The following is a 15042-nucleotide window of genomic DNA, read 5'->3' on the forward strand; positions in this document are numbered from 1 at the left end:
AAATATAACTGTATATTTTAAAATATTATGGACAAATAACCATCTTTCCGTCTTTGCATAGGCTATGTTTAAACAAGGGATGCTTTGCTCAACAATTCATTAACAACGCCGGGCGATGTGGGCAGGGTAGTCCTACGGAATTGCTGATCGATACTTAGGGACTGTAAATCTTTTTTAAGACAGGGAGCCAATATATTTTTGTTGGTCCGGATAGAAAGGATGAAGTGTAAAATGTGTGGGATAACAGGCTGGGTGCATTTTCAAAAAGATTTACGGACAAAAACGAAAACAGTGGAAAACATGACAAAAACGTTGGCAAAGCGGGGGCCAGACGAAGAAAATGTTTGGAGCGAAGCCCATGCTGCCTTTGGTCATAAACGGTTAACGGTTGTCGATGCGGAAGGCGGAAAACAGCCGATGACGAAAAATCACGAAAACGGCAGATATACACTTTGTTATAATGGTGAGCTATATAACACCGAGGATATTCGTAAACAGCTATTATTAAAAGGATATTCCTTTAACGGTCATTCTGATACAGAAGTTTTACTAACTTCTTATATGGAATGGAAAGAAAAATGCATTGACTTGTTCAATGGGATTTTTGCATTTGCGATTTGGGATGAAAAGGAACAGAAATTATTCGTTGGAAGAGATCGCATGGGGGTAAAACCATTCTTTTACGCGGAAAGGGATGGCGGGTTCATTTTCGGATCGGAGCTTAAGGCCATCCTGGCCCATCCGGATGTTAAAACGGAGATTGACCGCGAAGGGTTGTCAGAAGTTTTTGGTGTTGGTCCGTCCCGAAAGCCAGGCTCAGGCGTATTTCATAATATCCAGGAATTAAGGCCTGCCCATGCGCTTACCTTATCAAGGAAAGGCCTCCGGATTTGGAGATATTGGAATGTGAAAAGCGAAGAACATCGGGATACTCTTGATGAGACGGCCGATAAGGTTCGCTTCCTTGTCGAAGATGCAGTCACACGGCAACTTGTATCAGATGTTCCTCTTTGTACCTTCTTATCGGGAGGGCTTGACTCAAGCGCGATAACAGCCATTGCGGCTAACGCCTATCAAAAAGAAGGAAAAGGCCAGCTTCATACGTATTCCATTGATTATGAAGATAATGAGCGCTATTTTAAGGCAAATGATTTTCAGCCTAACTCTGATGGGTATTGGATTAAAAAGATGTCGGATACCTTTAACACGGTTCACCATTCATCGATCATCACTCAAGAGCAGTTGACGGATTATTTAACGGAAGCTGTCCTTGTAAAGGACCTCCCGGGCATGGCGGATGTCGATTCTTCTTTACTTTGGTTTTGTAAGGAAATCAAGCGGGATTTTGTCGTAGGCCTATCCGGCGAATGTGCGGACGAAATTTTTGGAGGTTATCCTTGGTTTCATCGTGAGGATGATTTGAATCGTGCTGGTTTTCCATGGATGAGATCGACCGGGGATCGGGCATCTTTATTAAAAACGGAATGGCGTGAGAAATTGAAGCTGGAGGAATATGCGCAGGAAGCTTATTTGACCACCCTTGCCGAAACGCCTAAATTGGAAGGGGAAAGCGGTGTGGCAGCAAAACGGAGAGAGCTTTTCTATATGAACTTATTATGGTTCATGACGACGCTCCTTGACCGGAAGGACCGGATGAGTATGGGTGCAAGTTTAGAGGTGCGCGTGCCATTTGCCGACCATCGCCTTGTTGAATATGCATGGAACATTCCTTGGGAAATGAAAATGGAAGGCAACCGTGAAAAGGGTATTCTAAGGAAAGCGTTGGAGGGGCTGTTACCTGATGAGGTATTGTATCGTAAAAAAAGTCCATATCCAAAAACCCACAACCCTTTATATACAGACCGTGTGCAGGCGTGGTTGCAAGACTTACTTACGGATAAAAACTCGGTCCTGCACGAGTTTTTCGATAAAAAGAAGCTAACCGATATAGTAGATTCCAAGGGTGCCGCTTTTAAAGTGCCGTGGTTCGGGCAATTGATGTCAGGACCACAGTTGCTCGCTCACTTGGCACAAACCCATGTATGGTTCAAAGAATATGATATCCAAATAATCGATTGAAAAAAACGGGGCGGATGATTTTCATTTGCCCCGTTTTCATTGCCTCAATAATTGAATGAGAGAATTTTATATTGATAACCACCCAATTCAAATTTACCTTCCTGTGTGGTTTCTTTTGTTCTTAAATCGGTTAGTGTACGTCCTTTCAAATCAAAAGGAAGGGTAAAGGATTGCTGGACATCCGTCGGATTAATGAGGATCACGACAGAACGTTCCCCATTATACTTTTGGTAGGCCACGATATTTTCGTTACCGGCTGTATCAAGGAATTTGAACTTTCCATCATTGGCAAGTAATCTTTCTTCTTTTCGCAAGAGAATCAATGTCTTAATTTCATTGAAAAGCTCGGTATTTTGTTTTTCTTCTTCCCAGACCATGCATTTTCGGCACCCTGGATCCATGCCTCCGGTTAAGCCGATTTCATCTCCATAGTATATACAAGGGCTGCCATTGAATGTCAAGAGAATTGCGTGGATGAGCTTGGCACGAGCTAGATCTTCCTCGCAATCCGTGAAAATCCGCGGTGTATCATGGCTTCCAAGAAGATTGAATGTCACGTCAAAAACATTGGTAGGATAACTGTGATAGATGGCTGTCATTTCTTCCGTGAACTCGCGTGCATTGATGGTTTGTGAAGCGACCAAGCGAAAAACTTGGTTGGTAAACGGGTAATTCATGACAGCATCGAACTGATCGCCGCGAAGCCATGGCATCGAGTCATGCCAAATTTCCCCAAGAATATAAACGTCAGGCTTTATATTTTTAACCGTTGTTCGAAATTCACGCCAGAATGGCTGATCGACTTCATTTGCCACATCGAGCCTCCAGGCGTCTATATCGAACTCCTTAATCCAATAAGCCGAGACTTCGAGCAGATATTCTTTCACCTCCGGATTCGCAGTGTTCAATTTTGGCATCGATTCAAAAAAACCGAATGTTTCATAATTGGGTCTTTCCCCTCCCTTAAGAGGAAAGCTGTGCGGGTGGAACCAATCCTTATATTTCGATTTCTCCCCTTTTTCGAGTAAATCCTGAAAAGGGGGGAAGTAGTAGCCGCTATGGTTAAAAACGGCATCAAGCATGACCCGGATATTCCGTTTGTGGCATTCGGTTATTAGTGTTTTCAATGTTTCCTTCGTTCCAAATTGCGGATCGATACTCCGGTAATCAATTGTATCGTATTTATGATTGGAGTAGGCATGGAAGATTGGCGTGAAATAAATTCCGTTGATGCCGAGATTCTCAAGGTAATCCAAATGTTCAATGATTCCTTCGAAGTCCCCGCCAAAAAAATTATCCACGGCCGGTTCTTCACTTCCCCAGGGTATCACACCTTCCGGATCATTGTCGGGGTTTCCGTTCGCGAATCGTTCAGGGAAAATTTGATACCAAATTGTATCTTTGACCCATTTCGGTGCCCCGAAAACTTCATTTTGATGTAGATAGGGAATCGCGAAATAGCTTCCGGGATCTCGGGGGGGTTCTTTAAAGAAGCCTTTTTCCGTGTAAATGGCACATTCATCTTCCGAGGATACTTTGAACCCATATCGAATTCTTCGGTAGGGAGGCTTCACATAGATATGCCAATAATCATAACGGTTATCGCTGCCTGATAAACTCATGGGAAGTTCTTGGTACTGCCACTGACCATCATTATCTGAAATGTATGGATCCCCAAAGATCAATCCAGCTGAGGAGATATCTTGTTTTTTCGTACGTAGGCGGATATGTAGGGTTTCAGTGTTGATGGTATAGCCGTAATTGTCATTAGGTCTATGGTGTATGGATGAAAATTCCATTACAAAACCACTCCAATTCTATATGTATTTGGGGATGTGAAAAAGGAAACCTTCCGGCTGTTTATGAGGGGGGGCACCATGAAGTTGCACTGAGCCAGGCTAAGTGTTTTTCAATATGGTTATATACCCGATTTCAATTGAAAGAAGCACTTATTAACTAAAAAATAACAAAAAGTGTTCATCACTACAAGGAAATAAATACAACGAGGAAAATGTTGTAAAAACCAAAGGCGTTCATATAATGATAACAATAGCTTTGGCATCGCTTTCATTAAGTGGCTTTCTTTGAATGAATGAACTGAAAAACAGTATTATTTGGTGCTTTTGGACATGATAGAATAAACATTTTAAAAAGGAGAATGAAAGTGAAGAAGCTGATTTTTCATTTGTTCATGTCCATGTTTTTGATCGTTAGTGTAAGTGCTTGTGGTACCAGTTCAGATTTGGAAAATGAAGTAGTGAAAGAAAATAAGAAAAAAGAAGACGAAGCAGCCAGCAATGAAGCGAAGCCGGAAAAATTGATCATTTGGGAGGAAAAAGGTAAAGCAGAGGCCCTAATGCCGGTTATTGAAGCTTTTGAAAAAGAATATGGAATCAAAGTTGAGCATGAAGAGCTTGAAATAGCTACCGAGATGCATGAGCGGCTTCGAAGTGATGGGCCAATCGGAAACGGAAAGGCCCCGGATGTCGTAACTTTTTCTCATGAAAAAGTCGGGCAAATCGTGAAGGAAGGCTTAATTCAGGAAATGAAGGTGAAAGATGAGGTATTGAATGCCTTCATTGAACCTTCAATTAGTGGTGAGATGTACCAAGATAAGGTATTTGGATTGCCTAAATCGGTAAACACATCCGTATTCATTTATAACAAAAAATTGATGGCTAAGGCTCCTGAGACGATGAATGACCTTTATAAAATGGCGAAGGAATTAAGAAAGGATAACGTGCATGGTTTCTATGCCAAATGGAATGACTTCCATGATTCTTATGGAGTGATCGCTGGAATGGGAGGTTATATTTTTAAAGATAAGAATGGAAAACTGGACCCTTCCGACATTGGTTTGAATAATAAGGGTGCCATAAAAGGGGCTGCGTACATCCAAAAATGGTATAGGGAGGGTTTGATTCCTAAAGGCGACAAGGCAGCGAACGAGAAGTTGTTCGTACAAGGGAATTTGGCTTCTATCATGAGTGATGGTGACTCATTTACCGGGCGAAAGGATACAGGAATTGCCCCCATGCCCGAATTGTCAAATGGCCAGCCAATGAAAACGTTGATGGGAATCAAAGGCTGGCATGTAACAGCATTCACAAAACATCCTTATTGGTCTACTAAGTTTGTTGAATATTTGACAAATGATGATAATGCAATGCAGCGTTATGATTTAACAGGGGAAATCCCTCCTAATAAATCAATCAAACACAATGCCGCGATCAATGAAAATGAAAGGGCACAAGCCATAAGCATACAATTACAATACGCTGAACCAGTGCCGAATATACCGGAAATGAATAGGGTATGGGGACCGATGAATGCAGCCATGGATGAAATAAGCACTCAAAAAGCAAAACCGAAAAGGGCCTTGGATAAAGCGGTTAAGACGATAAAAAAGGAACGTTGATCGTGTTCTGACTTTTCTGATTCGGTGAGTATAACCAGTATCCCCAATTTGTCCCTTTAGTGTAAAGTTTTTTATAAATTGGATTTGACGTTAAGGGGTCAAAAGGCTAATCTTAAAGGCGTAAAGAGATAGCTAGGAGGAGAGCGGATATGAGAAAAAGAGTGTTATCACTCGCTTTAATTCCGTTGCTTCTTTTTTACGCCATTCCAGTAGGAGCAGCTGAAAAAGAACAACGAACTTGGAAGGATGAAATCGTATATTCATTATTGATCGACAGGTTTTTCGATGGGAATACTCAAAATAACGGTGACGCGAACGTGAATGACCCTTCCACGTTTAATGGTGGGGATTTCGAAGGTGTCACGAAGAAACTGAATTATTTAAAAGATATGGGTTATACCGCTATCATCCTTTCACCGATTTTCGCAAATGATAAAAATGGCTATCATGGCGATTGGGTGGCAGATTTCTATAAGACGGATAAACATTATGGGACATTGAACGAGTTTAAAAAACTCGTGAATGAGGCACATAAACGCAATATGAAAGTGATCATTGATTTTCAAGCAAATAATGTGGGTCCTGACTCCACGTGGCTGACCGATCCCAAAAAACAAGATTGGTTCCATGAAGAAAAAAAGATTTCCCAGGACAGTAGCCAAAAGGATTTGGAAACAGGCTGGGTCGATGATCTTCCAGATTTGAATCAAGATAATGAGAAAACAAGGAAATACTTACTTGATGCTGCCAAATGGTGGATAACGGAAACTGATATTGATGGTTACCGTATAAATAAAGTCCAATACGTAGCAAAAGATTTTTGGAAGGAATTTGTGGATGCAGTCAAATCTGAAAAATCAAATTTCTATACAATCGGCGATGTACAAGGTGATGCCGATTTGATATCAAGCTACAAGAAGACGGGTATCGATGCTTTTATGGCTTATCCACAAAATGCTGAGCTACGGGAAGCATTTGCTGCACCCGATAAAGAATTGAAACCTGTTTTTAATGCGTTTGAGAAAAGCGAAGATGAATTAGGGGGCAATGCCCAGCAGGCATTATTCATGGATACACAGGGAATGCCCCGTTTTACAAAGGATGCAGCCGACCATAACGAAAATCCAGGTTCCAGATGGAGAATGGCGCTGTCGTATCTATATACGATGCCAGGGGTGCCAATCGTATTTTATGGATCGGAAATTGCCTTAAATGGGGATATTGCCCCGGATAATCACAAGTTGATGAATTTTAAGACCGAACAGGAATTGGTGGAATATATAACAAAGCTTTCTGAGCTCAGAGACATGTACCCAGCGTTGGTTAAGGGGGATATGGAGCTTTTATATGAAAAAGGTGGAACTTCGGTATTCAAGCGTGTATATGGTGATGAAACGATTGTCGTCGCCATGAACAATACGACTGAAACTCAAATGATAAACCTTACTGATAAGGAACTTGAAAGAAATAAAGAGTTGAGAGGTATGCTGAATGGGGATCTGGTCCGCAGTAAGGACAACAGTTACTCTATCGTAATCGACAGGGAGACGACCGAAGTCTACACACTGTCACCTAAATCGATTATTAATATTCCTTACCTGTTAGTCATAGGATTGGTTCTTCTTATTTTTGGTATATTCATTGCATTGGTTATTAAGCGTTCAAAACGGAACCAACCAAAATAATCATATACCTCTCGATTGTCGGTAGCCGCCAAACATTGTCCCTAAGGCTTTGTGGAAAACAGGATCGGGAGGTTACAGCATGAATAAGACCTGGTGGAAAGAAGCGGTCTGCTATCAAATATACCCGCGCAGTTTCATGGATAGTAATGGTGACGGAGTCGGTGATATAAAGGGGCTGATTTCAAAGCTTGACTATTTGCAGGAATTAGGGATTGATGTTATTTGGATTTGTCCGTTTTATAAATCGCCCAATGCGGATAATGGCTATGATATTAGTGATTATCAAGCAGTTTCCGATGAATTCGGTTCAATCGAAGATATTGATCTGTTATTGAAAGATGTTCATGGACGTGGGATGAAGGTGATACTCGACCTTGTTTTGAATCATACAAGTGATGAGCACCCCTGGTTCGTAGAGTCACGTTCGTCCCGCGATAATCCGAAACGGGATTGGTATATATGGAGGGATGGGCAGGACGGTCGTGAGCCAAATAATTGGGAAAGCATCTTTTCCGGAAGTGCCTGGAAATTCGATGAAAGGACCAATCAATACTATTTACATTTATTTGCGGAAAAGCAGCCAGACTTAAACTGGAAAAATACTGATGTACGAAAGGCATTATATGAAATGGTCAATTGGTGGCTGGATAAGGGAATCGATGGCTTCCGGATTGATGCGATCACGCATATTCATAAGCGTGATGGCCTTCCGGATATGCACAATCCTTATTGGCATCAGTACGTACCAGCGTTTGAAATGCACACCAATCAGGACGGGATTCTGGATTACCTTCAGGAGTTGAAAGAAGAGACTTTTTCTAAGTATGATATCATGACGGTTGGTGAGGCCAATGGCGTCAGGGTTGAGCAGGCGGAAGAATGGGTCGGGGAAACGAATGGGAAATTCAATATGATCTTTCAATTTGAACATCTTGGGCTTTGGAATAGGGGTCAGAATCACGACGTTGATGTTCAGGGGTTAAAGCGCACACTGACCAAATGGCAAAAGGGGCTGAAAAACAAAGGATGGAATGCTTTGTTTTTTGAAAATCATGACCAGCCAAGAAGTGTATCAACCTGGGGAAATGATCATCAATACTGGTTGGAAAGCGCAAAAATGATTGGGGCTCTATACTTTTTCATGCAAGGCACACCTTTTATTTATCAAGGCCAGGAAATTGGCATGACGAATGTCCAATTTGATTCGATTGATGATTATGATGATGTAGGAATGAAAAATTTTTACCGGATAGAGACCTCCAAAGGTCGTCCGCATGATGAAATCATGAACATTATCTGGCATAGCGGCCGTGATAATTCACGAACACCGATGCAATGGAATGATATCGAAAATGGCGGTTTCACGAAAGGAACACCTTGGATGAGGGTTAATTCCAATTATCGAGCCATTAATGTAGAACAGCAGAAAAATGACCCCTCATCCATTTATCATTTTTATAAAAAGATGATCGATCTTCGAAAAAAACATCAGGTCCTTGTTTATGGCGAATATGAATTATTATGGGAAGACCATCCTGAACTTTATATTTATACAAGAAATATGAATGATAATTCAGTCATGGTAGTATGTAATTTTAGTATGAATCACCACCAAGTCGACCTCTCTTACTGGGGGGAAATGGAACTTTTGCTAGCTAATTATGAGGATTGTCCTCATGTGTCCCTTATTGATTTACGTCCATATGAAACGAGGATTTATCGTTATTAATTGGTAAATCACTTCTATAGTCTTGATTGGAAATCAGCTTAAAACCTATGTAGTTAGTCGTCTGACTTCTTGGTCTTCAATAGACATGTCATTTTTTTAGAAGCTGATCATACATCAGCTTCTTTTTGAATTTTAAAACAGAAACGAAGAAAACGGAAAAGTAAGTATTTTCTGAAAAATTAAACAAACATTTAAAAAAGTATGGATATAACTATCGAACTGAGTGTATTATGAATACATACAAAATGTATAAATATAAAACGAATATTAGAGAAGTGTTTATTGGTATTCACCTTGTTAAATGAAGTCAATAAAGGCTAAGAGGGGAGAGGGGAAATGCATGGCCATAACAATAAAAGATGTGGCACAGTTAGCGAATGTTGCTCCTTCAACAGTTTCTCGAGTGATTGCAAACAATCCTCGGATAAGTGAAAAAACAAAGGTACGGGTACGTAAGGCGATGAGTAAATTAGGATACCATCCAAACTTCATTGCACGTAGTCTTGCCAATCAATCGACCAGGATCATTGGCTTGGTATTGCCAAGTTCGTCAAATGATTATTATCAAAATCCGTTTTTTCCGACGATCCTTCAGGGTCTAAGTGAAGGAGCTCAGGAAAATCATTATTCCCTGTTGCTAAGTACGGGAAAAACAGAAGATGAAATCTACGAAGGAGTAGTGAATATGGTGCAGGGGGGGATGGTTGATGGAATTATCCTGATGTATTCAAGGATGAACGATCACATTCTGACCTATTTGAGAGCAAGGGCTTTTCCATTTGTGATCATTGGCAAACCCTATGATTTTCTCGAGGAGATAACATATGTTGATAATGATAATGTCTTGGCTGCCGAACAGGCAACGGATTACCTCATACAGCTAGGGCATGAGAGGATTGGATTCATCGGAGGTGACGTAACCCTTGTGATGACCCTTGATCGTTTGTCAGGATATGAACGGGCATTGAAGAGGGCTGGAATCGATCGAAGGGGGGAATATACCCTTCATGAAGATTTTTTGCATGAAGGGGGACAAGCAGCTGCAAAAATGTTACTATCCATCGATGAACCACCAACCGCTTTGGTGGTCAGTGATGATATTATGGCACTTGGTATCGTGCATTCACTTCGCGAGATGGGCGTGCGCACTCCTGAAGAAATTTCAATCGTCAGCTTCAATAACGTTCTTTTCTCTGAACTGTCATTACCAGCCCTGACTTCCATAGATATCAATATTTTTGATTTGGGATATCAGGCCGCTAAGGGCATCATTCAAATGCTGCAGACTGGAGATGCTCCCGCTGGGACCATCATTCCACATCATTTCGTGGAAAGGCATTCCTGCAGATCGATCAAGCAAGGTGCAATGGCGATGACTTATTGAACGAAAAGGGCATTGCATAAAAGCAATGCCTTTTTTCCCTAGAAATGTACACTGAAACTTTTGAATGCATGTACACCCGTTCCGTGTCTAACCAAATTATTCTCTTTAAGGTATTGAATGGCTTCAAGGACTTCCACAAAGATCCCTGGTTCGAGGCCGAGTTGGTTGTGTCCGCCATATATTTTGGATACTGCCTTGATTTTTGCGATTTTTTCTAATGAATTCACAAGGTCTTCAGGGCTTGTAGAGGGATAAAATGCATAAACTGGAGTATCTGAATAAAGCAGGTCGCCAGTAAATAAATAACCTGTTTCATTATCCAAAATTGAGATGTGGCCAGGTGAATGCCCAGGTGTGTGATAAATGCCTAAACTGCGGTTCCCGAGATCAATCGTGTCCCCATCCGATAAGAGCCTATCAGGGGACCCCTTGTATGGCTTGTATGTAGAAGGATCGAATGATTCGGGTATGGGGACAGTGATATCCCGGGCCATGTTCTTTCTTATTTGTTCCAAGGACAAACCTTCAATGCCGTTGATCAGCCAGTTGGCATCATCACCATGAACATAAATTGTATCATAATCCCCATGACTGCCAATATGATCCGCATGAACGTGTGTCGTCAGGACGATAATCGGAAGATCGGTAAGCTGGTCTGTAATCCGCTTAATCGAACATATGCCTAATCCTGTGTCGATTAACGCAGCTCGGGTCCCCCCAAGTAATAAAAAGGAATGAACCTTCTCCCAATGACCATATTCACTGATTGCAAACGTCTCTGAGTCCAATTCCTGAACGGTGAACCATGGATCTACAATATTTTTCAAAAATGAATCCACTCCTTCCCATTCATATATTCCGCATTAACCGGAAATATCCTGCTTGAAAGATAAAAGCAGTGGATTTGTGATATCCACTGCTTTTGAAAGGGTAAAACTTATCCGTTTACCACGCTCCCGCCGTTTACGTGGATGACTTGTCCGCTGACATAGGATGAATCTTCACTTGCCAAATATACATAAGCTGGCGCTAATTCCTCTGGCTGCCCTGCACGGCCCATTGGAGTATTCTGGCCGAATTTGGCAACATCCTCTTCCCCGAATGAGGCAGGAATCAGCGGCGTCCAGATCGGTCCTGGCGCAACACCGTTCACTCTGATGCCATCTTTTGAAATGGAGTTCGACAGGGCCCTTGTAAATGCCAATATTGCACCTTTTGTTGAAGAGTAATCGATTAGTTTTGGGTTGCCTTGATAGGCTGTGATAGAGGTTGTATTTATGATGCTGCTTCCTTTTTTTAGATGCTTCAATGCAGCTTTAGTTAAGTGGAACATCGAGAATATATTCGTGCGGAACGTTTTTTCCAATTGTTCAGCTGAAATGTCAAGGATACTTGTTTGCACATGCTGTTCACCGGCGTTATTGACTAAAATGTCCAAACCGCCAAATTCATCAACCGTTTTTTTGACGACATCCTGGCAGAAGGCTTCATCACCGATATCTCCGGAAATGAGTAAACATTTCTGACCTTCTTTTTCAATCAATTCTTTTGTCGCTTTGGCATCCTCGTGTTCATCCAAGTATGCAACTGTAACATTCGCTCCTTCCTTGGCGTAATAAATGGCAACCGATTTACCGATCCCGCTGTCTCCTCCTGTTATGATTGCCGTTTTACCTTTTAGTTTGCCGCTTCCTTTATAGGCAGCTTTAACAGAATCAGGGTTCGGTTCCATTTTTGTTTCCAATCCAGGTTGATGCTGTTGATGTTGAGGTGGAAATCCTTGTTTGTTCTGATTTTGGTTTTGGTTAGTCATGATTAAAACGCCTCCTGTTTAATTATCTATGTTTTTTCTATTCCTTCTTTAGAAAAAAGAAAACATGGAAAAAATGACCAAATGATTATGAGTAATTATTTATATAACTAAGGGAACATGACTAGTCTTTCCATGTTACATGAAGGAGATTCATTTGAAGAATAAGGGGGAAGCCGGCTATTGAGGCAATGCAAATAAAAAAAGACCCACCCAAAGGTGAGGCCTTCATACTTAGCGGTAATTTAAGAATTGTACGTCAATGGACAGATCAGCGCCCCGGATTGCGGAAATGATTCCTTGCAAATCGTCCCGGTTCTTACCTGTTACACGGATTTGATCATCTTGGATTTGGCTTTTCACTTTAAGACCGCTGTTTTTAATGATGGTATTGATTTTTTTTGCTTGTTCCTTATCGATGCCTTGAATCAACTTAGCACGTTGGCGAACGGTTCCGCCAGAAGCTCCTTCTAATTTGCCATAGTCCAGGTTCTTGACTGGTACGTCACGTTTAATGAGTTTACTAATGAGAACATCCTTCAGCTGTTCAAGCTTATATTCATCGTCGGACACTAAAACAAGATCTTCTTTTTCAATGGTGATGCTGCTTATACTCCCTTTAAAATCATAGCGTGTTTGTATTTCCTTCATAGCCATGGTAACTGCATTCGTTACTTCTGAAAAGTCTACTTTCGAAACAATATCAAATGAATTTTCCTTTGCCATCACTTACCTCCAGCAGGTTTTATTTCCTTTATTATAGAGAAAGTGTGATAGGAAGACAACTATCTAAACCATATTAAAAAAGCGAGGGGACAAGCCCCTCGCGTCATTTATGGTCTGTTTTCTTCGAATAGGAGTGCTTACCCGCAACAAGATTTTCCTGATAGGCGACATTTTTTTCAGCATTTCTCGCCTGGTTATCTTTTGGCCTTTTGTTGTCATCGGTTGTTTTTGACATAGAGAAAACTCCCTTCCATTATCTGATCAATATATATTGTTCACAATAATGGAAGGGAGTATGTATGTTTATGATTTCTCAGGGGTATCGTTTAAGAAGAAGAGAGCAATTGTACCAGGACCAGCATGTGCACCGATGACGGAGCCGATTGTATGGATCATGATATTGGTTGTCCCGAATTCATTTTGAATGGCTTCCTTCCATTCCATGGCCGTCGCTTCATCATCACCATGACTGATGGCAATCGTTTGGTTTTTTAAATTTTTTCCTCTTTCGTGCATTAATTCGATTACACGTTTAATCAATTTCTTCTTGCCGCGTAACTTTTCCAGCGGAACAAGCTTCCCATCTTCTACATGCAATAACGGTTTAATGTTTAATAAACCGCCAACAAGGGCAGATGTTTTGGAGATGCGGCCGCCACGGGCCAAATAATCAAGGTTATCTACAGTGAATAGATGCTCCATATGCCGGGTTTGGAATTCTATGTCAGCTAGGATTTCTTCTTTAGTGGCACCGTTTGCTGCTAGATCTGCTGCTTTCTTCACAATTAATCCGACGCCCATCGAAGCGCATTTCGTATTGACGATTTCAATGTCAAGGTCAGGGTACTCTTCCTTCACCTGATTAAGAATCATCACTGCCGTTTGATATGTTCCTGATAACTCAGAGGAAAAGGCTATATATATCCCTTGTTTTTTCTCTTTGGCAAACTGTGTGAAAAGTTCTATTAAGCATTCCGGGGAAGCTTGCGATGTTTTCGGGGATTTTCCCTCAATCATCGCCTGATAGACTTCGTGAGAATTAATGGTAAGTAAATCTTCATAATTTTTCCCGTCAAGATGGACTTGTAAAGGAATTAATGAAACATTGTTTTCCTTATAGAAAGACAACGGCAAATCACATGCACTATCTGCAAGAATTGTGATAGCCATAATACACCTGCTTTCCTTTTTACAATTTTTAGAAAATGAGTGGACACTCTACAATTTAGTGTAGCACGTAACGGTAAAAATTCAATCTCTACGTAAATAGAATAAATAATTAAGGGTAAAAAGATAATAGAATAAGGGTGAAATGGAGGTTTTTAGGATGTATAGTGGTGAAATGAAGAAAATTATCATAGTTGTGGTCGGAGCATTACTGAATGCCATCGCAATGAACTTTTTTCTAATACCGGCAAACGTATATGCAAGCGGCTTTACAGGAGTGGCCCAGCTTCTATCGAGGATGATTGGTTCCTTTGCTCCTTTTAATTTATCGACAGGTATTCTATTGTTTTTATTGAATATTCCAGTAACGATCATTGCTTGGCGAAAGGTTGGAAAGTCTTTCACTTTTTATAGTTTCCTCAGCGTTGTCTTGATGTCCTTCTTTATGGAAATCATTCCGATTACACGCTGGTCACCTGACATATTATTAAATGCGGTATTTGGCGGCGTAATAGCTGCAGTAGGTGTAGGGATCACCTTGAAATACGGTGCATCGACTGGCGGAATGGATATTATCGCCATGCTCCTGTCACGGAAGAAAGACAAACCCGTGGGTACTTATTTATTTCTGCTGAATGGCGTGATCATTGTAACGGCAGGTGCTGTTTATGGACCGGAAAAAGCTTTGTACACACTTGTTACCCTTTACACATCGACCCGGGTCGTTGACGCGATTCATACACGACATGAAAAGCTTACTGCCATGATCATTACAAAGAAAAGCGAAGAACTTAAACAGGCAATCCATGCTAAGTTAGTTCGCGGGATCACAAGAGTTCCTGCAAAAGGGGCGTTCACCAACGAAACTAAGGAAATGTTATTGATTGTCATTACAAGGTATGAATTGTATGACCTTGAAAAGATCATTAAGGAAGTGGATCCACACGCTTTCACAAACATCATAGAAACTTCAGGCATTGTTGGAACTTTCCGCAGGGAATGATATGAACAAAAAATTAAGGCCATTACACTTCTATTACAAAA

12 protein-coding genes are annotated in these 15042 nt (G+C 41.1%); 6 read left to right on the top strand and 6 right to left on the bottom strand.

Annotated elements, in window-relative coordinates:
• Positions 1–231: 231 nt before the first annotated feature.
• A complete protein-coding gene (asnB, locus tag N0M92_RS00095; RefSeq protein ID WP_260283969.1) occupies positions 232–2079 on the top strand; it encodes an asparagine synthase (glutamine-hydrolyzing) in 1848 nt (615 codons plus the stop codon).
• Between the two features lie 44 nt (positions 2080–2123).
• Here asnB and N0M92_RS00100 read toward each other — a convergent pair whose 3' ends face one another.
• Positions 2124–3878, bottom strand: coding sequence for a glycoside hydrolase family 13 protein (locus N0M92_RS00100; RefSeq protein WP_260283970.1), 1755 nt, complete (start codon positions 3876–3878; stop codon positions 2124–2126).
• Positions 3879–4237: 359 nt separating this feature from the next.
• On the opposite strand from N0M92_RS00100, the gene N0M92_RS00105 reads away from it, so the two are divergent.
• The 4 genes from N0M92_RS00105 to N0M92_RS00120 all read left to right on the top strand — a co-directional run bounded on the left by N0M92_RS00105 (position 4238) and on the right by N0M92_RS00120 (position 10295).
• On the top strand, positions 4238–5497 hold the full coding sequence (locus N0M92_RS00105) for an extracellular solute-binding protein (RefSeq protein ID WP_260283971.1): 1260 nt from the start codon (positions 4238–4240) through the stop codon (positions 5495–5497).
• A 149-nt stretch (positions 5498–5646) separates the two neighbouring features.
• A complete protein-coding gene (locus tag N0M92_RS00110; protein ID WP_260283972.1) occupies positions 5647–7182 on the top strand; it encodes an alpha-amylase family glycosyl hydrolase in 1536 nt (511 codons plus the stop codon).
• A 79-nt stretch (positions 7183–7261) separates the two neighbouring features.
• Positions 7262–8911 carry a glycoside hydrolase family 13 protein gene (locus N0M92_RS00115; protein ID WP_260283973.1) on the top strand — a complete coding sequence of 550 codons (1650 nt, stop codon included), beginning with the start codon at positions 7262–7264 and terminating at the stop codon, positions 8909–8911.
• Between the two features lie 340 nt (positions 8912–9251).
• Positions 9252–10295, top strand: coding sequence for a LacI family DNA-binding transcriptional regulator (locus N0M92_RS00120; protein ID WP_260283974.1), 1044 nt, complete (start codon positions 9252–9254; stop codon positions 10293–10295).
• A 38-nt stretch (positions 10296–10333) separates the two neighbouring features.
• Here N0M92_RS00120 and N0M92_RS00125 read toward each other — a convergent pair whose 3' ends face one another.
• From N0M92_RS00125 to N0M92_RS00145, 5 genes are all read right to left on the bottom strand, one after another.
• Positions 10334–11122, bottom strand: coding sequence for an MBL fold metallo-hydrolase (locus tag N0M92_RS00125; RefSeq protein ID WP_260283975.1), 789 nt, complete (start codon positions 11120–11122; stop codon positions 10334–10336).
• 110 nt (positions 11123–11232) lie between these two features.
• Entirely contained in the window at positions 11233–12108 is an 876-nt protein-coding gene (locus N0M92_RS00130) for an SDR family oxidoreductase (protein WP_260283976.1), read from the bottom strand.
• 231 nt (positions 12109–12339) lie between these two features.
• Positions 12340–12831 (bottom strand): YajQ family cyclic di-GMP-binding protein, encoded by a 492-nt coding sequence (locus N0M92_RS00135; RefSeq protein ID WP_063232211.1) that lies wholly within the window; start codon positions 12829–12831, stop codon positions 12340–12342.
• 103 nt (positions 12832–12934) lie between these two features.
• A complete protein-coding gene (locus N0M92_RS00140; RefSeq protein WP_192203682.1) occupies positions 12935–13066 on the bottom strand; it encodes a DUF3941 domain-containing protein in 132 nt (43 codons plus the stop codon).
• A 68-nt stretch (positions 13067–13134) separates the two neighbouring features.
• Entirely contained in the window at positions 13135–14001 is an 867-nt protein-coding gene (locus N0M92_RS00145) for a DegV family protein (protein WP_260283977.1), read from the bottom strand.
• A 157-nt stretch (positions 14002–14158) separates the two neighbouring features.
• On the opposite strand from N0M92_RS00145, the gene N0M92_RS00150 reads away from it, so the two are divergent.
• A complete protein-coding gene (locus N0M92_RS00150; protein ID WP_192203684.1) occupies positions 14159–15001 on the top strand; it encodes a YitT family protein in 843 nt (280 codons plus the stop codon).
• The last annotated feature ends 41 nt before the right edge of the window (positions 15002–15042 follow it).

The organism is Peribacillus aracenensis (genome assembly GCF_025175645.1).
GTDB classification, from domain to species: Bacteria; Bacillota; Bacilli; order Bacillales; family DSM-1321; genus Peribacillus; species Peribacillus aracenensis.